Origin of the sequence: Streptomyces sp. NBC_00569 (assembly GCF_036345255.1) — a bacterium.
GTDB lineage: Bacteria > Actinomycetota > Actinomycetes > Streptomycetales > Streptomycetaceae > Streptomyces.
Map to the genome: position 1 here is coordinate 7,450,044 of NZ_CP107783.1, position 19,466 is coordinate 7,469,509.

Genomic DNA, 19,466 nt, shown 5'->3' on the forward strand with positions numbered 1-19,466 from the left:
GGTGCGATGCTCGTCGGGTGACTGACGATGTGCAGGACGAACCGCACGATGAGTCCCACGGCGGCGCGCTCGGAGCGCGGCTCAACTGGCTGCGCGCCGCCGTGCTCGGCGCCAACGACGGCGTGGTCTCCACCGCCGGGCTGGTCGTCGGCGTGGCCGGCGCCACCGAGGACCGCAGCACGCTCCTGACGGCGGGCCTCGCCGGGCTGCTCGCCGGCTCCATGTCGATGGCCGCGGGGGAGTACGTCTCCGTGTCCACGCAGCGCGACTCGCAGAAGGCGGCGCTCGCGCAGGAGAAGCGGGAGCTGCGCGAGTACCCGGAAGCCGAACTCGTGGAGCTGACGGGGCTGCTCGAGGACCGAGGGCTCAGCCCCGAAGTGGCGCGGGAGGCCGCCGAGCAGCTCACCTCGCGCGACGCGCTGCGGGCGCACGCGCGCGTGGAGCTCGGCATCGACCCCGACGACCTCACCAACCCGTGGCACGCCGCCTGGGCGAGCTTCCTCGCCTTCACCGTGGGGGCGCTGCTGCCGTTGCTCGCGATCGTCCTGCCGCCCGGAGCCTGGCGGCTGCCCGTCACCGTGGTCTCCGTGCTCGCGGCGCTCGCCCTCACCGGCTGGAGCAGCGCCCGGATGGGCTCGGCGGCGGTGCGGCCCGCGGTGTGGCGGAACATGGCGGGCGGGGCCCTCGCGATGGCCGTGACGTACGGGGCGGGGTCGCTCCTGGGGGCGGCCGGGGTCTGAGCGAACGCGCGGGAACCGGCGGAGATCAATGGAGGAAGGCACCAACAACGAGCGGTGTACCGCAGGTAATACTTGTCGGTAACACCGTCTAGCCGTGGCCCGTCCGCGCCTCTACGGTGCAGGCATGTCGCCGAACCTGCCCGATGTCGTGCTCTGGTCGATCCCGGCCTTCGTGCTGCTCACCGTCGTCGAGATCGTGAGCGTACGCATCCATCCCGACGACGACGCCGCAGGCTACGAGACCAAGGACGCCGCGACGAGCATCGGCATGGGGCTCGGCAGCCTCGTCTTCGACTTCCTGTGGAAGATCCCGATCGTCGCGATCTACACGGCGGTCTACGAGCTGACACCGCTGCGCGTGCCGATCCTGTGGTGGACGATCCCGCTGATGCTCCTCGCGCAGGACTTCTTCTACTACTGGTCGCACCGCGGGCACCACGTCATCCGCATCCTGTGGGCCTGCCACGTCGTGCACCACTCCAGCCGCAAGTTCAACCTGTCGACCGCGCTGCGCCAGCCGTGGACGAGCCTGACGGTGTGGCCGTTCTACCTGCCGCTCATCGCATGCGGCGTGCACCCGGCCGCGCTCGCGTTCTGCTCGTCGGTGAACCTCGTCTACCAGTTCTGGATCCACACCGAGCGCATCGACAAGCTGCCCCGCGCCTTCGAGTTCGTCCTCAACACCCCCTCCCACCACCGCGTCCACCACGCCTCCCAGGGCGGCTACCTGGACCGCAACTTCGGCGGCATCCTCATCGTCTGGGACCGCCTCTTCGGGTCCTTCGTGGCCGAGGTCGAGCGCCCGGTGTTCGGCCTGACCAAGAACATCAGCACGTACAACCCGCTGCGGGTCGCCACGCACGAGTACGCGGCCATCGCCAGGGACGTGAAGGCGGCCGGCAGCTGGCGTGAGCGCGGCGGCCGGGTGTTCGGCGGGCCGGGGTGGCAGCCGAAGGACGCGCCCGCACCGGTTCCGGCCCCCGCTGCGGGCCAGACCACCGAGAAGGCAGCCGAGGGCACCGCGTGACGCCGACTCCGGCCCCGGTGCCGGCAGAGGCGCCGGTACCCGCCCGTGAGCGCGCGGCGCGCCTCCTGCTCGCCGCCTTCGCCCTGGCGACCGCCGTCGACCTGATCGCCGTGCTCGCCGGGACCGACATCGTCCACACCGCTGCCAAACCGCTCCTCATGCCGCTGCTCGCCGCGTACGTCGTCGTGCGCCGCGGCCCCCGGCTCCTGACCGCCGCGCTGCTCCTCGGGTGGGGCGGTGACGTGCTGCTCCTCTTCGACGCCGACATCGCGTTCCTCGCGGGCATGGGGTCCTTCGCCGCCGGACACGTCTGCTACCTCGTGCTCTTCAAGCGCGCGGGCACACCACGCGCCCGTGGCGCCCTGCTCGCGGCCGCGTACGGCATCGCGCTCGTGACGACCGTGGTGCTCCTGTGGCCCGACCTGCCGGCCGACATGCGCGGGCCCGTCGCCGGTTACAGCCTGCTCCTGACCGCCATGGCGTACGGCTCCTCACGCCTGGGCGCCACGGCGGGATGGGGCGGCGCGCTCTTCCTGCTGTCGGACACCCTCATCGCGACCGGCGTCGCCGACTGGCCGCAGCCCCCTCGGCCCGACTTCTGGGTGATGCTCACCTACCTCGCCGCCCAATACCTGCTGGCGCGCGGCGTGCTCGGACACCCCCTCGACGCGCGGGCCGTACCGGTGGCGGCGTACCGTGAAAGGCGCACGACCACCACCTGAGGCGTCCCGCACGCGATCCGTCAGCGGCGCCTGTGACCAGCACGAAGGACCCCCACTCATGCGCGCCACCACCATCCATGCCCCGTTCGACATGCGCGTGGAGGACGTGCCGGAGCCGGTCGTCCAGCTCCCCACCGACGCCGTCGTCAGGGTCCTGCGGGCCTGTATCTGCGGCAGCGACCTGTGGGCCTACCGCGGTGAGGCGGCCCGCCAGCCCGGCCAGCGCATCGGACACGAGTTCCTCGGCATCGTCGAGGACACCGGCTCCGAGGTGGCCGGCGTCCGGCGCGGCGACCTGGTCGTCGCCCCCTTCATGTGGTCGGACGGGGTCTGCGACTACTGCACCGAGGGCCTCACCACCTCCTGCGAGCACGGCGGCTTCTGGGGCGCGGTCGGTTACGACGGCGGCCAGGGCGAAGCGGTCCGCGTCCCGTACGCGGACGGCACCCTCGTCCAGTTGCCCGCCGACGCGGCCTCCGACGAGCACCTCCTGTCGGCGCTGCTCACGCTCTCCGACGTCATGGGCACCGGCCACCACGCCGCGCTCGGAGCGGGTGCGCGCGCGGGCGCCACGGTCGCCGTCGTCGGTGACGGCGCCGTCGGCCTGTGCGCGGTCCTCGCCGCCAAGCGGCTCGGCGCCGAGCGGATCATCGCGCTCGGCCGGCACCAGGTCCGTACCGACATCGCGCGCCGCTTCGGCGCCACCGACGTCGTCGCCGAGCGCGGTGACGCGGCGATCGAGGCCGTCCGTGAGCTGACCCGCGGCCAGGGCGCCCATGCCGTGATCGAGGCCGTCGGCACCGAGCAGTCCATGAGCACGGCCGTGAGCATCACCCGCGACGGCGGCGCCATCGGCTTCGTCGGCGTGCCGCACGGCAGCGGCACCGGTCTCGACCTCAGCGTCATGTTCGACCGGAACATCGCCCTGCGCGGCGGCGTCGCACCCGTGCGCACGTACATCCCGCAGCTGCTGCCCGACATCCTCGACGGCACGATCGACCCGTCGCCCGTCTTCGACCTGACCGTCGGCATCGAGGGGGTCCCCGACGGTTACAAGGCGATGGACCAGCGCACCGCGCTCAAGGTGCTCGTCACGAACTGACGTCCCGCGCGCGGGGGTTCACGACCAGCGGATCGGGAGCGGCAGCGCGGTCAGGACGGCCGACACCGCGACCACCACGCCCAAGGCGGCTACCTCCGCGCGCGCGGGCACGTACGCGGCCCCCAGGTCGCGGTGGCGCAGCCGCCCCCGCGCGGCCAGCGCGAACACGGAGACGACGGCCACGAGGATCACCTTCGCCAGCAGGGTGCGCCCGTAGGCCGTCGTCACCAGCTGGTCGAGGACCGTGCTCACCGGCATCCGGCGCAGCGTGCTGCACACACCGGTCGCCGTGATGGCGGCGAGCAGGACGGCCGCCACGCGCGCGTAGAGCCCCAGCAGCGCGGCTCCCGCCCCGGGAGCCGTCGTACGCCAGCGGCGCAGCGTCCGCAGGACGTGCAGCAGACCGCCCACCCACAGCGCGGCACACGTCAGATGGACGACGGTCAGGGCCGAGCCCAGATACGCCGTGTGCTCGGCCGGCGGATGGGCGCGCAGCGCCTCCGCCACCACGACGGCGGCCAGCGGCGCGAGCGCGGTCGCCGGGCGCCGCGACCGGGCGCACAGGGCCGCCACCACGAACGCGTTGACCTCGACGAGGGCGAGGCTGCCGTCCCTGGTCCCGTAGAGCCCGGCGATGTCCAGGTCGGAGAGCGCGTGCGGCACGAGGTTGCCGTTCGCCACGATCGACGCGAGCCCCAGTGCGGCCAGGAACCCCGCCCAGGGCGCGTACGCCGACCAGCTGCGCGGCTCGTCCGCGGACGGCGCCCCGGGCACCCGCCGGGCCAGCCGCGCCACGAACAGCTCGCCCGCCTGTACGCAGAGGGCGGCGAACAGGACCGTCCGAAGGAGCGCCACGCCGGTGACCCCGGGCGCCGCCGCCTCCCCCGTGCCGTCAAGGGCGGCGGAGGGCCCGAGCAGGGGGATCACCGCGGCCGCGGCCACGAGGACGAGCGCGAGGACGGCGCGTGCGGTGGCGGGCCGTCGGGCGGGAAGGGCGGGGTCGTCCCCACCGGGGGCGGGCGCCTCGGCGGTCGGTCGTATGGAACTCACCGCATGATCTTCGCCAGGTGTGACAGATCCGGGCAAGTCCAGGAAAACAACTGGCGCAGTGTCATTCCGCCTGAGCGGCCGGCTTCAGCCATGCCGCCACTCGGGCGAGTCGGCACCCCAAAGCCCGGGCGGGCGCTCCCAGTTGACGGGTCCTCCGGTGAAGCCGGCCGGCGGCAGCGCGTGCCGCAGCCGTCCCGCGGCACTGTCGGTCTCCGTGAGCCAGCGCGCCGGGTTCTCGGCGTCGTACGTCTCCGTGACCGCGGTGGGCCCGTGCGGGAGCTTCCGCGTCAGCCAGTGCGCGGTCCGGGCGAGCGCCGCCCGCAGCGCGCGCGTGCCGCCCTCGTCCAGCTGCTCGGTGACGGCGCGCAGCACGGCCGCCGCCAGGAGATAGCCCGTGCCGTGGTCCAGGGCCTGCGCGGGCAGCGCCCCCGGCCGCTCCACGGACCCCTCGACGACCGCGATGCCCGTGGCCACCTGCACCACGCTGTCGAAGCCGCGCCGCTCGCCCCACGGCCCGTACGCGCCCCACGCGGACAGCTGCGCCACGACGAGCCCCGGCCTGCGCGAGGCCAGCGCCTCGGGGGTGAGGCTGAACCGGTCGAGCGCGCCGGGCCGGTAGCCGGTCACGACAACGTCCGCGCCCGCGAGGAGGTCCTCGAAGGCGCGCCGGTCCGCCGCGCCCGTCAGATCGAGCCGTGTGGACCGCTTCCCGAACCCGGTGTCCGCGTGCGCCTCCGGATCCTCCGGCAGCTGCGGGGCGTCGACGCGCAGCACGTCCGCGCCGAACAGCGCGAGGGTGCGCGTGGCGACGGGACCGCCGGTGACCCGCGTCAGGTCGAGGACACGCAGGCCGGACGCGGGCAGCAGCGGGTCACCCGTGAGCGGGGGCAGAGAACGGGGCGCCGCCTTGTCGAGGCGCTCACGGTCGAGCAGCGACCGCCCGGCGATCGCCACTGCCTGAGGGTGCGCGGCCCATTCCTCCGTGGTGCGCAGGGCGACGGCCAGGCCCCCGGCGGCGTACACGGTCTCCTCGGCCTCGGCGGCCGACCGCTCCGCGAGCAGCGCGGCGACCCGCTCCACGGAGGCGTCGTCGCCGAGCCCGAGCGCGGCCAGGAGCCGTGCCCGGTGGTGCGGATAGTTGGCATGGGTGCGCAGCCACCCGTCCGCCGTGCGCCAGAACCGGGACAGCGGCGCGAAGTTGACCGTCGCCCGCCCGTCGATCAGCAGATGCCGCTCACTGACGAACGCGGTGGCCAGGGCGCCGTCGTCGAGGACCACGCGGGGTACGGGCCGTCCGGTGCGCCGGGCGGCCAGCTCGGCCGCGGCCAGCGAGCACGCGCCCACGCACGCGCGTGCCAGGTCGATCACGGGCAGCCGCGCGGGCAGCGCCCCCTCCCTTGCCACGGACGTGATGTGCGAGGTCAGGGCCGGGTCGCCGCCGAGCGCCGCCCAGGCCGCCCGCGTTCCCTCACCCACCGGTGCATGTGTCATGCGGGCACTATCGCGCACGGCCCGAGGAACGACACAGGTGGGCCGGACGAAGCCGTCGGCCCACCTGAACTGTCATGCCTGCGCGGCTACTTGGTCACCGCGTCCAGGGCGTCGGCCATGCCGTGCCCGTAGAAGCCGTTCTTGTTCTTGCCGCCCTCGCACACCGCGTCGACCTTGCCGTCGCCGTCGATGTCGTACGGGTCGGTGCACGGCGTGGCGTCGGCCTGCGCGTACAGGAGCGCCTTCACCGCCGCCGCGGAGGCGTGCGGGTGCGTCGACTTGATCAGCGCGGCGACGCCGGCGACGTGCGGGGACGCCATCGACGTACCGGCCATGTAGCCCCACTTGCCGCCGGGCAGCGGGCCGAGGATCAGGCCGCTCGTGGCGGGCGGCGCCGGCGTCTGGTACGCCGTCGAGTCGCCGCCGGGGGCCGCGATGTCGATGATGCCCTGACCGTAGTTGGAGAACGACGACTTGAGGCCCTTGGCCCCGGTCGCCGCGGTCGTGACGACGCCCGGCAGCTGCGTCGGGATGTCGAAGCACTTGGACGGGTCGACGACCCGGTCGCCCGGGGTCGTGTCGTTCGGGCTCGACGGGTCGGTGATCTCGTCGGAGGCGAGGTCGTAGTTCTCGTTGCCCGCCGCCGCGACGTTCACGGCGCCCTTCTTCTCCGCGTACTGCGAGGCCCGCGCGACGGCCTTCACCAGGGCCTTCTGTTCCGGGTCGTCCGTGCAGTTGAAGTACCACGGGTCGGTGTAATAGCTGTTGTTGGTGACGTCGACGCCGTGCTCGGCCGCGAACACGAAGCCGCACACCACGGCCTCCGTGTAGAAGAAGCCGTCCGGGTTGCCCACCTTGATGCCCGAGACCTTCACGCCGGGCGCGACCCCCGTGATGCCGACGCCGTTCTTGGCGCCCGCGATCTCACCCGCGACATGCGTGCCGTGCGGGCTCTCCGAGGCGCTGGGGCGCCAGGAGCCGTCCGTCGTGTCCGGCTTGCCCGAGACACAGTTCGCGGACGCCCCGCGGTCGAAGTTCGGCGCGATGTCCGGGTGGGTGTCGTCGACGCCGGTGTCGATCACCGCGACGGTGACCTTCCTGCTGCCGAGCGACTTCTCGTGCGCCTTGTCCGCCTTGATGGCGGGCAGGTCCCACTGCAACGGCTCCAGCGGGTCCTGTCCGGCGGCGGCCTGACCGGTCGTGGCCGCCAGCTGGGCTGCGGTCAGTGCCTTCGGGGTGCCGAGGTCGGCCGTGGACTGGGCGGGCAGCGGCGCGGTGCGCGTGGCACCCGCCGAGTCGACCCCGCGGGCCTTGCGGATCGTCTTCGCGAAGTCCGGGTTCGAAGAGTGCGCGACGATGACGCCGATCTTGTCGTACGCGATGACGACGGTGCCGCCGGCCTTGGTGATCTCCTTCTGGACGGCGGCCGAAGTGCCGTGTCCGGAACGCACGTTGACCACGTAGCTGAGCGAGGGGCCGTCCGTGGCGACCGGGGCCTGAGGGGCCTGCGGGGCCTGACCCGCGGCCGACGCGGTCGCGTTCGGCAGGAACGCGAGCGCCGTGGCCATGGCCATCCCGGCCGGTACGGCTATCGAACGGCGGATGGAACGGGAGCGCGCGAGGGGCGCCGTCATGGTGTCTCCTGGGTTCGTTGCGTTCGGGATGCGTGGAGCGGCAGGCAGCCGGAGCCGCCCCGGGTACCTCTGGTGCAGGGCTGCTCGGCGGGTCGCGTCAGGGTCACTTCTTGACGGCGTCGAGCGCGTCGACGATGCCGAAGCCGTAGAAGCCGTTGACGTGCTTCCCGCCCTCGCAGGTGGCGTCGACGACACCGTCGCCGTCCCCGTCGTACGGGGCCGAGGGGCAGCCCGGGTTGTCGGCCTCGGCCTTGAGCAGGGCCTGGAGCTGGGCCGGAGTGGCCCTCGGGTGCGTCGACTTGAGCAGCGCGGCGACCCCGGCGGCGTGCGGCGACGCCATCGACGTGCCCTGGAGGAAGCCGTACTGGCCGCCCGGCATCGTCGACAGGATGCGGCCGTTCTTCGACGGGGTGTCCGGGAACTGGAACTTGTCTCCGCCCGGCGCCGCGATGTCGATGACACCCTTGCCGTAGCTGGAGTAGTACGCCTTGGCACCCGTCGGGCCCGAGGCGCTGACGGTGACGACGCCCGGCAGCTGCGTCGGGATGTCGAAGCACTTGTGCGGGTCGATCGTGCGGTGGACCGGCGTCGAGTCGTCGGGGCTGGAGTCGTCGACGAGCGCGTCCGAGTCCAGGTCGTCGTTGGAGTTGCCGGCCGACGCCAGGTTGAGGGTGCCCTTCTTCTGGGCGTACAGCTGGGCCCGGTCGACCGCGTCGACGATGGCCTTCTGGTCGGGGTCGTCCATGCAGTTGTAGAGCCAAGGGTCCACGTAATAGCTGTTGTTGGTGACCTCGACGCCGTGGTCGGCGGCGAACACGAAGGCGCAGACCACGTTCTCCGGGTAGAAGAGGCCGTCGTGGGGGTCGCTGACCTTGATGCCCGCGACCTTCACACCGGGAGCGACCCCGGCGACGCCTATGCCGTTGCGGGCCGCGGCTATCTCACCGGCGACGTGCGTGCCGTGGTAGTCCTCGGCCGGGTCGTAGGGTCGCCACGCGCCGGGCGAGGTGTCCGCCTTGCCGCCGACACAGTTCGCGGACTGCGAGGCGGAGAAGTTCGGGGCGAGGTCGGGGTGGGTGTCGTCGACGCCCGTGTCGATGACACCGACGGTGACGTCGCGGCTGCCCGGGTTGATCTTCGCGGCCTTGTCGGCGCCGATCGCCCGCAGATCCCACTGGTCGGCCTCGAGTGGCTCGGCGCCCGAATCGGCTTTCGCCGCAAGGGACTTGGCCTGCGCCTTCGACAGGACCTGGGCGGCACCCTCGTCCGTGGTGCCGGCGGCGACCAGCGGGGACGTACGCGTGGCGCCCGCCGACTGCACCCCCTTGACGGCGCGGATCTGCCGGCCGAAGTCCGGGTTCGACGCGTGGACGACGATCACGCCGATCCGGTCGTACGAGGCCACGACGGTCCCGCCGGCCTTGTCGATCGCCTTCTTCACCGACGCGAGGGTGCGGTGGTCCGTCCTGGTGTTCACGACGTACGCGAGTGCCCCTGCGTCGGCGGTGGCCGAACCGGCAGTGGCGGCGGGGGAGTCGGCGGGTGCGGCCGACGCGGCGCCGGGCAGGAAGCCGAGGGACGCGGTGAGCGCGAGGCCGAGCGGCAGGGTGAGCGCCAGCCGGCGTCTGGAGCGCAGATGAGCCATGGGATCTCCACATCATCCGTCGTATATGGAAAAGCCCGAACACAGTTGGTGCCCGGGCAGGTACATGACGCGTGGTGCTCGGGTGAACGTATCCCGGGTCCTCGCAGGCCAGCAATGAAATCCCAAAGAAAGCGCATGACCGGGCAACGCAGTTGAACCGGTGTGCGCGTGCCCCCGTGACGTTGAGCAGGGGGCATGCGCACGATCCTCGCCCCCTGTCGGATCACGCCGGGTGGCCCTACCATCGCCTCCCGGCCCAGGTGATCCAGATCACTGTGAGGTCTGAGAACCACATGTCCGTTTCACCCGCCGCACCCGCACCGCGAGGAGACTCCGTGGCCACCGATGCACCGCCACCGTCGAAAAGCGGGCCCCGCAACCAACCCGCACCGCCCTCCACGGAGGAATTCATCGCGGAGCAGGAGAGCGCGGAGTTCGCCGAACTGCGCCACGCGCACCGCTCGTTCGCCTTCCCTCTGACCGTCGCCTTCATCGCCTGGTACCTGCTGTACGTACTGCTGTCGAACTACGCGGGCGACTTCATGGGCACCAAGCTCTTCGGCAACATCAATGTCGCGCTGGTCCTCGGCCTCGCCCAGTTCCTGACCACGTTCCTCATCGCCTGGTGGTACTCCCGCCACGCTGCCACCAAGCTCGACCCCAAGGCCGAGGCGATCAAGTCCCGGATGGAGGGCGGCGCATGAGCCCCGCAGTCACGCAGGTAATCGCCGTGGGTGAGGCGAGCGAGCACCGGCCGCTCATCATCTCCCTGTTCGCGGTGTTCGTCCTCGCCACCCTGGTGATCACCGTCTGGGCGGGCCGTCAGACGAGGAGCGCCTCCGACTTCTACGCGGGCGGGCGCCAGTTCACCGGCTTCCAGAACGGACTCGCCGTCTCCGGCGACTACATGTCCGCGGCCTCGTTCCTCGGCATCGCCGGAGCGATCGCCCTCTTCGGCTACGACGGCTTCCTCTACTCCATCGGCTTCCTCGTCGCGTGGCTCGTCGCCCTGCTCCTGGTCGCCGAGCCGCTGCGCAACTCCGGCCGCTACACGATGGGCGACGTCCTCGCGTACCGGATGCGCCAGCGCCCGGTCCGCACCGCGGCCGGCACCTCCACGATCGTCGTCTCGATCTTCTACCTGCTCGCGCAGATGGCGGGCGCGGGCGTCCTCGTCTCGCTGCTCCTCGGCATCACGTCCGACGCGGGCAAGGTCGGCATCGTCGCCCTCGTCGGCGTCCTGATGATCGTGTACGTCACCATCGGCGGTATGAAGGGCACCACCTGGGTCCAGATGGTCAAGGCCGTGCTCCTGATCGCGGGCACGATCCTGCTCACCTTCCTGGTCCTGTTGAAGTTCAACTTCAACATCTCCGACCTGCTCGGCAAGGCGGCGTCCAACAGCGGGAAGGGCGCCTCGTTCCTGGAGCCGGGACTCAAGTACGGCGCCACGTCGACGTCGAAGATCGACTTCATCTCGCTCGGCATCGCGCTCGTCCTCGGCACCGCGGGACTGCCGCACATCCTGATCCGCTTCTACACGGTCCCCACCGCCAAGGCCGCCCGTAAGTCCGTGAACTGGGCGATCGGCATCATCGGCGCGTTCTACCTGATGACGATCGCGCTCGGCTTCGGTGCCGCCGCCCTCATCAAGCCGGAAGAGATCATCGCGTCCAACCCGGCGGGCAACACCGCGGCGCCGCTGCTCGCGCTGCACCTCGGCGGGGTCGACTCGTCGTGGGGCGCGATCCTCCTCGCGACGATCTCGGCGGTCGCCTTCGCCACGATCCTCGCGGTCGTCGCGGGCCTGACCCTCGCCTCGTCCTCCTCGTTCGCGCACGACATCTACGCGAACGTCATCAAGAAGGGCAAGGCCTCCGAGAAGCAGGAGATGAAGGCGGCCCGCTGGGCGACCGTCTTCATCGGCATCGTCTCCATCGGCCTCGGCGCCCTCGCCCGCGACCTGAACGTGGCCGGCCTGGTCGCGCTCGCCTTCGCGGTCGCCGCCTCAGCCAACCTGCCGACGATCCTCTACAGCCTCTTCTGGAAGCGCTTCACCACCCAGGGCGCGCTCTGGTCGATCTACGGAGGCCTCTTCGCGGCGGTCTTCCTGGTGCTGTTCTCGCCGGTCGTCTCCGGCAACCCGAAGACGTCCATGTTCAAGGGCGTCGACTTCCACTGGTTCCCCTTGGACAACCCGGGCATCATCTCGATCCCGGTCGGCTTCCTGCTCGGCTGGCTCGGCACCGTCCTGTCCAAGGAGAAGGCGGACGCCGGCAAATACGCGGAGCTCGAAGTCCGCTCCCTCACCGGTACGGGAGCCCACTGACCTCGGGATTCGGACGGCCGCCTCGCGGACCCTCGTACGGATCTACGAGGCGGCCGTCCCGCTCCCGTGGGATCAGGGGCACCCCGGTGTCGGACCCATCACGTAGGCTCGCACTATCAGATCCGCATCGGAGAGGGGGCCCACGTGCTGATCGACACTTATGGCCGAGTGGCCACCGACCTCCGCGTCTCGCTGACCGACCGGTGCAATCTCCGGTGTACGTACTGCATGCCCGAAGAGGGCCTCCAGTGGCTGGCCAAGCCCGATCTGCTCACGGACGACGAGATCGTCCGGCTCATCCGGATCGCCGTCACCCAGCTCGGCATCACGGAGGTCAGGTTCACCGGCGGCGAGCCCCTGCTGCGCCCCGGCCTCGTCGGCATCGTGGAGCGCGTGGCCCAGTTGGAGCCGCGCCCCCAGATGTCCCTGACGACGAACGGGATCGGGCTCAAGCGCACCGCCGCCGCCCTCAAGCAGGCCGGCCTCGACCGGGTCAACGTCTCGCTGGACACCCTGCGCCCCGACGTCTTCAAGACCCTCACGCGGCGCGACCGCCACAAGGACGTCATCGCCGGCCTCGAAGCCGCGAGCGAAGCCGGCCTCACCCCCGTCAAGGTCAACTCCGTGCTGATGCCGGGGCTGAACGACGACGAGGCACCCGAACTCCTGGCCTGGGCCGTCGAGCACGACTACGAGCTGCGCTTCATCGAGCAGATGCCGCTGGACGCCCAGCACGGCTGGAAGCGCGACGGCATGATCACCGCCGGTGACATCCTCGCGTCCCTGCGTACGCGCTTCGACCTCGCGCCCGAAGGCTCCGGCGAGCGGGGTTCCGCCCCCGCCGAGCGCTGGCTGGTGGACGGCGGACCGCAGCGCGTCGGCGTCATCGCCTCCGTCACCCGCCCGTTCTGCTCGGCCTGCGACCGCACCCGGCTCACCGCCGACGGACAGGTGCGCACCTGCCTGTTCGCCAGCGAGGAGACGGACCTGCGCGCGGCCCTGCGCTCGGACAGCGGGGACGACGAGATCGCCCGTATCTGGAAGCTCGCCATGTGGGGCAAGAAGGCCGGCTCCGGCCTGGACGACCCGACGTTCCTCCAGCCCGAGCGCCCGATGTCCGCGATCGGCGGCTGACCCGGGGCCTCAGCCCTCGTGGTCCCCGGACTCCCAGTCCTTCAGCGCGACGACATCCTTCAGAAAGCCGCGCACGCCGAGGAACTGGGAGAGATGCTCGCGGTGTTCGTCGCACGCGAGCCACGTCTTGCGCCGCTCCGGCGTGTGCAGCTTCGGGTTGTTCCAGGCGAGCACCCAGACCGCGTCGACGCGGCAGCCCTTGGCGGAACAGATCGGGTTTTCGTCACTCACAGGTACCGCCCCAAACACATACGCGCCCAAACAAAGGCGACGCCGAGCAGCCACGGGGGGAGCTGCCCGGCGTCGGTCCGTCGCTCCGACGGGGGATGCGGAGCGCGTACGAAGTATGTCATGGGGGACCGGCCGCCCGGCACCGGAACTACATGATTGATCTGAGCTTTTATTGAGCTTTGCGGATCGCCGGTGGTCAGCCGCGGTCACCGAAGTGATCACTCCGAGCGTCGTCGTGCGCGCCGGTGCTGTCCCGCGGAACGGACTCCGCGGAGGCGTCGGCGGCGGGCGGCGTGATCATCGGCCGCACGGGCGTGGTGACGAAGGTCGACGGCAGCGAACGGACGTTCTCCCGGCCCGCGTTGGCGATCACCACGGCGACGTAGGGGAGCAGCAGGCCGAGCACCAGGGCCACGATCGCCACCGGGCGTTCGACGTTCCACAGGGCCGCGCCGAGGATCACGGCGAGGGTGCGGACCGACATCGAGATGACATAGCGGCGCTGCCGGCCACGGACGTCGTCGGCGAGACTCTGCCTCGCCCCGGTGATCCGGAAGACCTCGCCGCTGCTCTGCTTCCGCATCACACACCACCACCTGCCTGCCATGCCGGACTCTCCCCGGTCCGGACTTCTTCCACGGTACGCCCGGCTTCCCTCGCGTTCGAGACCGGGGCGGGCCCGGCCTGTGCGTACGCGCTGCCCCGTACCGCGTACGGGTGCGCCCGACATGCGCTGTATGGCGGACAAGCCGAGACTGGGCGCAGATGCGCACAGCGCGCCACAGAGGAGGCGACGACATGAGCTGGTTGTGGGCGATCATCGTGGGTCTGGTGCTCGGACTGATCGCGAAGGCGATCCTGCCGGGCAAGCAGCAGATCCCTCTGTGGCTGACCGTGATCTTCGGAATCATCGGCAGCGTGCTGGGTAACACGGTCGCCACCTGGATCGGCGTCAACGACACCAAAGGCATCGACTGGACCCGCCACCTGCTCCAACTCGCCGGAGCCGTGCTCATCGTGTGGCTGGGAGACATGGCCTGGGTGGCCCTGCGACGCAACAAACAGCGCGTCTGAGACAGCCGGAAGGGCGGCCACGCACCAGGTGCGCGGCCGCCCTTCCGGCTGTCTCAGAGCGTGTTCGAAGACTGTGCGCTCAGGCGCTGACGACCTCGATCGCCGCCAGGTTCTTCTTGCCGCGGCGCAGCACGAGCCAGCGCCCGTGCAGCAGCTCGTCCGCGGCCGGCACCGCGTCCTCGGCGGCGACCTTCACGTTGTTCACGTACGCGCCGCCCTCCTTCACCGTGCGCCGGGCGGCCGACTTGCTCGCCACGAGACCGACCTCGGCGAGCAGGTCCACGACCGGGCCGAGCGCGTCGACCTTGGCGTGCGGCAGCTCGGACAGGGCGGCCGCCAGGGTCGCCTCGTCCAGCTCACCCAGGTCACCCTGCCCGAACAGCGCCTTGGACGCGGCGATGACGGCGGCGCACTGGTCGGCGCCGTGCACCAGCGTCGTCAGCTCCTCGGCCAGGGCCCGCTGAGCGGTCCGCGCCTGCGGCCGCTCCTCGGTCTGCCGCTCCAGGTCCTCGATCTCCTCACGGGACTTGAAGCTGAAGATCCGCAGGAACTTGGACACATCGCGGTCGTCGGCGTTCAGCCAGAACTGGTAGAAGGCGTACGGGGTGGTCAGCTCGGCGTCGAGCCAGACCGTGCCGGACTCCGTCTTGCCGAACTTGGTGCCGTCCGCCTTGGTGATCAACGGAGTGGCCAGCGCGTGCACCGACGCCTCGGGCTCGACCCGGTGGATCAGGTCGGTGCCCGCGGTGAGGTTTCCCCACTGGTCACTGCCGCCGGTCTGCAGCGTGCAGCCGTACCGACGGTTCAGCTGCATGAAGTCCATGCCCTGAAGGATCTGGTAGCTGAACTCGGTGTAGCTGATGCCCGCGTCGGAATTGAGCCGTCGGGAGACGGCCTCCTTGGCGATCATCTTGTTGACCCGGAAGTACTTGCCGATGTCCCGCAGGAAGTCGATCGCCGACAGACCCGAGGTCCAGTCCAGGTTGTTGACCATGCGGGCGGCGTACGGGCCCTCGAAGTCGAGGAACCGCTCGATCTGCCCGCGCAGCCGCTCGACCCACAGCGCCACCGTCTCCGGGGCGTTCAGCGTCCGCTCGGCGTTCGGCTTCGGGTCGCCGATCAGGCCGGTGGCCCCGCCGACCAGGCCCAGCGGGAGGTTCCCCGCGAGCTGGATGCGGCGCATGGTGAGGATCTGGACCAGGTTGCCGAGGTGGAGACTCGGCGCGGTCGGGTCGAACCCGCAATAGAACGTGAGGGGACCGTCCGCGAACGCCTTGCGCAATGCGTCCTCGTCAGTGGACAGGGCCAGCAGGCCGCGCCACTGAAGTTCGTCGACGATGTCCGTCACGGTTCTCGTATCTCCTCGGATGACTTGGATGCTGCCCGACCAGGTTACGGGGTCATACGCCCTGGCTGACCGAGCTCATGTTGAAGTCCGGCACCCGAAGGGCCGGCATCGCAGCCCTAGTGAACCAGTCGCTCCACTCCCTGGGCAGCGTCTTTTCCGTCCGTCCGGCCTCCACCGCGCGCCCCAGCAGGTCGACGGGCGACTCGTTGAACCGGAAGTTGTTCACCTCGCCCACCACCTCGCCGTCCTCCACGAGGTACACCCCGTCCCGGGTCAGACCGGTCAGCAGCAGCGTCGCCGGATCGACCTCACGGATGTACCAGAGGCAGGTCAGGAGCAGCCCGCGCCCGGTGGCCGCGACCATCTCGTCCAGGGAACGGTCCTCGCCCCCGTCCAGGATCAGGTTGTCGATCGCCGGCGCCACCGGGAGACCGGTGAGGCCCGCGCTGTGCCGGGTCGTCGTCAGATGGGCCAGCTCGCCCTCGCGCACCCAGTCTGTCGCCGTCAGCGGCAGCCCGTTGTCGAACACGGAGGCGCTGTCGCCCGAGGCGTGCGCGAGGACGAACGGCGCCGACTCCAGGCCCGGCTCGTTCGGGTCGCTGCGCAGTGACAGCGGGAGCTCGGTCAGCCGCTCGCCGACGCGCGTGCCGCCGCCCGGCCTGCTGAAGACGGTCCGGCCCTCGGCGGCGTCCCGGGCCGCGGACGACCACAGCTGGTAGATCAGCAGGTCGGCGACCGCGGTCGGCGGCAGCAGCGTCTCGTAACGGCCCGCGGGCAGCTCGATGCGGCGGCGCGCCCAGTCGAGGCGCTGCGCCAGCTCGGCGTCGAGCGCGCCCGGGTCGACGTCCTTGAAGTCGCGCGTCGAGCGCCCCGCCCAGGCCGAGCGCGTCCGGTCCGGGGACTTCGCGTTCACCTCCAGCGTCCCGTTCGGCTGGTCGTGGCGCAGGCGCAGGCCCGTCGACGTACCGAGATAGCTGGAGACGAGCTCGTGGTTGGCGAAGCCGTACAGCTCACGCCCTCCCGCGCGGGCGCGGGCGAACGACTCGCCCAGGGCCGGGGCGAAGTCCGCGAAGACGGCCGACGAGGTCTCGGCGGGCGCGTCCGTGAAGTCGGGGGAGTGCGGCATTCCGGAGACCAGCGGCCCGGCGTCCTCGGCGGGCGCCGCGCCCCGGGCGGCGGCCTCGGCGGCCCGCACCAGCGGTTCGAGGTCGTCCGTGGTCACGGCCGAGCGGGAGACGACCCCGGAGGCCGTGCCCTCCTTGCCGTCGACGGTGGCGATGACCGTGAGGGTGCGCCCGCGCGTGACTCCGTTCGTCGTGAGCGCGTTGCCCGCCCAGCGCAGATTGGCGGTGGACTGCTCGTCGGCGATGACCACGCAGCCGTCGGCCGTGGACAGTTCGAGGGCACGCTCGACGATCTCGTGCGGCTTGTTCGTACGAGGACTCATAGGGCTCACCGTCCGGCCTCCTGCGTGGTGTTCAGAATGTTCACGCCCTTGAAGAGGGCGGACGGGCAGCCGTGCGACACCGCAGCGACCTGCCCCGGCTGGGCCTTTCCGCAGTTGAACGCGCCGCCCAGTACGTACGTCTGCGGGCCGCCGACCGCCGCCATCGAACCCCAGAAGTCGGTGGTCGTGGCCTGGTAGGCGACGTCGCGCAGCTGCCCGGCGAGCCGGCCGTTCTCGATGCGGTAGAACCGCTGCCCCGTGAACTGGAAGTTGTAGCGCTGCATGTCGATCGACCAGGAACGGTCGCCCACGACGTAGATGCCGCGGTCGACGCCCCCGATCAGGTCCTCGGTCGACAGGCCGCCCGGGTCCGGCTGGAGCGACACGTTCGCCATCCGCTGGACGGGCACATGGCCGGGGGAGTCCGCGTACGCGCAGCCGTTCGACCGGTCGAAGCCCGTCAGCTTCGCGATGCGGCGGTCCAGCTGATAGCCGACGAGCGTCCCGTCCCTGACCAGGTCCCAGGACTGCCCCGCCACGCCCTCGTCGTCGTACCCGATGGTCGCGAGGCCGTGCTCGGCGGTGCGGTCACCCGTCACGTTCATGATCTCGGAGCCGTACCTGAGCTTGCCGAGCTGGTCGAACGTGGCGAAGGACGTGCCCGCGTACGCCGCCTCGTAGCCGAGCGCCCGGTCCAGCTCGGTCGCGTGGCCGATGGACTCGTGGATGGTCAGCCACAGGTTGGACGGGTCGACCACCAGGTCGTACAGGCCCGCCTCGACGCTGGGCGCCCGCATCTTCTCGGCGAGCAGCTCCGGGATCTCGGCCAGCTCGCGGTCCCAGTCCCAGCCGGTCCCGGTGAGGTACTCCCAGCCCCGGCCCACCGGTGGCGCAAGCGTCCGCATGGAATCGAACTCGCCGCTCGAACCGTCCACGGCGACCGCCGTCAGCTGCGGATGCAGCCGCACCCGCTGCTGCGTCGTCACCGTCCCCGCCGTATCGGCGTAGAACTTGTTCTCGTGCACGGTGAGCAGCGAGGCGTCCACATGGTCGACGCCGTTCGCACCGAGCAGCCGAGCACTCCAGTCGGCGAGCAGCCCGGCCTTCTCCTCGTCCGGCACGGCGAACGGATCGATCTCGTACGAGGACACCCACGTCCGGTCCTCGTGCACCGGCTCGGCGGCCAGCTCCACTCTCTCGTCCGAACCCGCGGCCTTGATCACCTGTGCCGACAGCTTCGCCATCGCGACGGCCTGCGACGCCACCTTCGCGGCCGCGTCCATCGTCAGATCCACGCCCGACGCGAAGCCCCATGTGCCGCCGTGTACGACGCGCACCGCGTACCCGAGGTCCGTGGTGTCCGACGAGCCCGCGGGCCGCGCGTCCCGCAGCCGCCGCTCCGCGCTGCGCACCCGCTCCATGCGGAAGTCCGCGTGGTCGGCGCCGAGAGCCCGCGCGCGGGCCAGCGCGGCATCGGCGAGGGCCCGCAGCGGCAGCGCCGTGAAGGCTTCATCGATCGAATGGGGCACGGATGTTCTCCCTGCTGTCGGAGGCGCTGTCGCCAGAGCTGTCAGGAGCCTCGGGCACCGGCCGCTCCCGGGTACGGGCACCGGTCAGCCCCGATCATGTCGCGTCGGCGGGCCCCGCGGCCACACTTTTCTGTAGGGACCCGACAGCGACTGTCCGGCGCCACTGTCGGTGGTCGATTCTCCGTATCCAGGGCGGTACCGATAGGTTTTCGAGGTACCAGACCGCTATCGAAAGGGTGATCCGTTGAGCCGCTCGGTTCTCGTCACCGGAGGAAACCGGGGCATCGGCCTCGCCATCGCCCGTGCGTTCGCCGACGCCGGCGACAAGGTCGCGATCACGTACCGCTCGGGCGACGCCGCCGAGCTGGAGAAGGCCGGCTTCCTCGCCGTCAAGTGCGACATCACCGACAGCGAGCAGGTGGAGCAGGCCTACAAGGAGATCGAGGAGAAGCACGGTCCCGTCGAGGTCCTCGTGGCCAACGCCGGCGTCACCAAGGACCAGCTCCTCATGCGCATGTCCGAGGACGACTTCACGTCGGTCCTCGACACCAACCTCACCGGCACCTTCCGGGTCGTGAAGCGTGCCAACCGCGGCATGCTGCGCGCCAAGAAGGGCCGCGTCGTACTCATCTCCTCCGTGGTCGGCCTGCTCGGCTCCGCGGGACAGGCGAACTACGCCGCGTCGAAGGCGGGTCTGGTCGGTTTCGCGCGCTCCCTGGCCCGTGAGCTCGGGTCGCGCAACCTCACTTTCAACGTCGTCGCGCCCGGTTTCGTCGACACCGACATGACCAAGGCGCTCACCGACGAGCAGCGCGAGGGCATCGTGAAGCAGGTGCCCCTCGGCCGCTACGCGCAGCCCGAGGAGATCGCCGCGACGGTGCGGTTCCTCGCCTCGGACGACGCCTCGTACATCACTGGAGCCGTCATTCCCGTCGACGGCGGATTGGGCATGGGTCACTGATC

The 19,466-nt window shown here is 71.0% G+C and carries 18 protein-coding genes; 9 read left to right on the forward strand and 9 right to left on the reverse strand.

All coding sequences use genetic code 11. The features are described 5' to 3' along the window. Window positions 1-17: 17 nt before the first annotated feature. From OHO83_RS33535 to OHO83_RS33550, 4 genes are all read left to right on the forward strand, one after another. Complete coding sequence (locus tag OHO83_RS33535; protein ID WP_266669054.1) at window positions 18-740, forward strand: VIT1/CCC1 transporter family protein; 723 nt, start codon at window positions 18-20, stop codon at window positions 738-740. A gap of 124 nt (window positions 741-864) precedes the next feature. Next, the gene (locus OHO83_RS33540) at window positions 865-1,767 is read left to right on the forward strand and encodes a sterol desaturase family protein (protein ID WP_330280175.1); all 903 of its coding nucleotides are present in this window, start codon (window positions 865-867) and stop codon (window positions 1,765-1,767) included. Further along, a complete protein-coding gene (locus OHO83_RS33545) occupies window positions 1,764-2,489 on the forward strand; it encodes a lysoplasmalogenase (protein ID WP_266669050.1) in 726 nt (241 codons plus the stop codon). Before OHO83_RS33540 ends, OHO83_RS33545 begins: the two co-directional genes overlap by 4 nt. A 58-nt stretch (window positions 2,490-2,547) precedes the next feature. Beyond that, on the forward strand, window positions 2,548-3,591 hold the full coding sequence (locus OHO83_RS33550; protein ID WP_266669048.1) for a zinc-dependent alcohol dehydrogenase family protein: 1,044 nt from the start codon (window positions 2,548-2,550) through the stop codon (window positions 3,589-3,591). Between the two features lie 18 nt (window positions 3,592-3,609). On the opposite strand, the gene OHO83_RS33555 is transcribed toward OHO83_RS33550, so the two are convergent. From OHO83_RS33555 to OHO83_RS33570, 4 genes are all read right to left on the reverse strand, one after another. Next, window positions 3,610-4,641 (reverse strand): CopD family protein, encoded by a 1,032-nt coding sequence (locus tag OHO83_RS33555; RefSeq protein ID WP_443066070.1) that lies wholly within the window; start codon window positions 4,639-4,641, stop codon window positions 3,610-3,612. 84 nt (window positions 4,642-4,725) lie between these two features. Further along, entirely contained in the window at window positions 4,726-6,132 is a 1,407-nt protein-coding gene (locus tag OHO83_RS33560) for a CoA transferase (protein WP_330280176.1), read from the reverse strand. Between the two features lie 86 nt (window positions 6,133-6,218). Continuing rightward, complete coding sequence (locus OHO83_RS33565) at window positions 6,219-7,766, reverse strand: S8 family serine peptidase (RefSeq protein ID WP_330280177.1); 1,548 nt, start codon at window positions 7,764-7,766, stop codon at window positions 6,219-6,221. A gap of 103 nt (window positions 7,767-7,869) precedes the next feature. After that, window positions 7,870-9,411 carry a S8 family peptidase gene (locus OHO83_RS33570; protein WP_266669040.1) on the reverse strand — a complete coding sequence of 514 codons (1,542 nt, stop codon included), beginning with the start codon at window positions 9,409-9,411 and terminating at the stop codon, window positions 7,870-7,872. 335 nt (window positions 9,412-9,746) lie between these two features. On the opposite strand from OHO83_RS33570, the gene OHO83_RS33575 reads away from it, so the two are divergent. From OHO83_RS33575 to moaA, 3 genes are all read left to right on the forward strand, one after another. Then, entirely contained in the window at window positions 9,747-10,115 is a 369-nt protein-coding gene (locus OHO83_RS33575) for a DUF485 domain-containing protein (RefSeq protein WP_266669038.1), read from the forward strand. Then, window positions 10,112-11,740 (forward strand): solute symporter family protein, encoded by a 1,629-nt coding sequence (locus OHO83_RS33580; protein ID WP_266669036.1) that lies wholly within the window; start codon window positions 10,112-10,114, stop codon window positions 11,738-11,740. Before OHO83_RS33575 ends, OHO83_RS33580 begins: the two co-directional genes overlap by 4 nt. Before the next feature lie 144 nt (window positions 11,741-11,884). Further along, on the forward strand, window positions 11,885-12,874 hold the full coding sequence (gene moaA, locus OHO83_RS33585; protein ID WP_266669034.1) for a GTP 3',8-cyclase MoaA: 990 nt from the start codon (window positions 11,885-11,887) through the stop codon (window positions 12,872-12,874). Between the two features lie 9 nt (window positions 12,875-12,883). Here the strand turns inward: moaA and OHO83_RS33590 are convergent, their stop codons facing one another. Beyond that, on the reverse strand, window positions 12,884-13,105 hold the full coding sequence (locus tag OHO83_RS33590) for a hypothetical protein (RefSeq protein ID WP_206301923.1): 222 nt from the start codon (window positions 13,103-13,105) through the stop codon (window positions 12,884-12,886). A gap of 196 nt (window positions 13,106-13,301) precedes the next feature. Then, on the reverse strand, window positions 13,302-13,688 hold the full coding sequence (locus tag OHO83_RS33595) for a DUF3099 domain-containing protein (RefSeq protein WP_266669032.1): 387 nt from the start codon (window positions 13,686-13,688) through the stop codon (window positions 13,302-13,304). Between the two features lie 215 nt (window positions 13,689-13,903). On the opposite strand from OHO83_RS33595, the gene OHO83_RS33600 reads away from it, so the two are divergent. Next, window positions 13,904-14,179, forward strand: coding sequence for a GlsB/YeaQ/YmgE family stress response membrane protein (locus OHO83_RS33600; RefSeq protein WP_330280178.1), 276 nt, complete (start codon window positions 13,904-13,906; stop codon window positions 14,177-14,179). 79 nt (window positions 14,180-14,258) lie between these two features. Here OHO83_RS33600 and tyrS read toward each other — a convergent pair whose 3' ends face one another. From tyrS to OHO83_RS33615, 3 genes are read right to left on the reverse strand one after another with little or no spacing between them, the layout of a single operon-like run. Beyond that, complete coding sequence (tyrS, locus tag OHO83_RS33605; protein WP_266669028.1) at window positions 14,259-15,527, reverse strand: tyrosine--tRNA ligase; 1,269 nt, start codon at window positions 15,525-15,527, stop codon at window positions 14,259-14,261. A 52-nt stretch (window positions 15,528-15,579) separates the two neighbouring features. Next, window positions 15,580-16,974 carry a metallopeptidase TldD-related protein gene (locus tag OHO83_RS33610; RefSeq protein ID WP_266669026.1) on the reverse strand — a complete coding sequence of 465 codons (1,395 nt, stop codon included), beginning with the start codon at window positions 16,972-16,974 and terminating at the stop codon, window positions 15,580-15,582. A 5-nt stretch (window positions 16,975-16,979) separates the two neighbouring features. After that, window positions 16,980-18,503 carry a TldD/PmbA family protein gene (locus OHO83_RS33615; RefSeq protein ID WP_330280179.1) on the reverse strand — a complete coding sequence of 508 codons (1,524 nt, stop codon included), beginning with the start codon at window positions 18,501-18,503 and terminating at the stop codon, window positions 16,980-16,982. A 244-nt stretch (window positions 18,504-18,747) separates the two neighbouring features. On the opposite strand from OHO83_RS33615, the gene fabG reads away from it, so the two are divergent. After that, complete coding sequence (fabG, locus tag OHO83_RS33620; protein ID WP_116502852.1) at window positions 18,748-19,464, forward strand: 3-oxoacyl-[acyl-carrier-protein] reductase; 717 nt, start codon at window positions 18,748-18,750, stop codon at window positions 19,462-19,464. The last annotated feature ends 2 nt before the right edge of the window (window positions 19,465-19,466 follow it).

Bases quoted from the DNA above. Each gene is read 5' to 3' on its own strand.
- OHO83_RS33540 (WP_330280175.1), top strand. From the start codon at position 865: ATGTCGCCGAACCTGCCCGATGTCGTGCTCTGGTCGATCCCGGCCTTC.
- OHO83_RS33550 (WP_266669048.1), top strand. From the start codon at position 2,548: ATGCGCGCCACCACCATCCATGCCCCGTTCGACATGCGCGTGGAGGAC.
- OHO83_RS33560 (WP_330280176.1), bottom strand. From the start codon at position 6,132: ATGACACATGCACCGGTGGGTGAGGGAACGCGGGCGGCCTGGGCGGCG.
- OHO83_RS33565 (WP_330280177.1), bottom strand. From the start codon at position 7,766: ATGACGGCGCCCCTCGCGCGCTCCCGTTCCATCCGCCGTTCGATAGCC.
- OHO83_RS33570 (WP_266669040.1), bottom strand. From the start codon at position 9,411: ATGGCTCATCTGCGCTCCAGACGCCGGCTGGCGCTCACCCTGCCGCTC.
- OHO83_RS33580 (WP_266669036.1), top strand. From the start codon at position 10,112: ATGAGCCCCGCAGTCACGCAGGTAATCGCCGTGGGTGAGGCGAGCGAG.
- OHO83_RS33595 (WP_266669032.1), bottom strand. From the start codon at position 13,688: ATGCGGAAGCAGAGCAGCGGCGAGGTCTTCCGGATCACCGGGGCGAGG.
- OHO83_RS33600 (WP_330280178.1), top strand. From the start codon at position 13,904: ATGAGCTGGTTGTGGGCGATCATCGTGGGTCTGGTGCTCGGACTGATC.
- OHO83_RS33610 (WP_266669026.1), bottom strand. From the start codon at position 16,974: ATGAGTCCTCGTACGAACAAGCCGCACGAGATCGTCGAGCGTGCCCTC.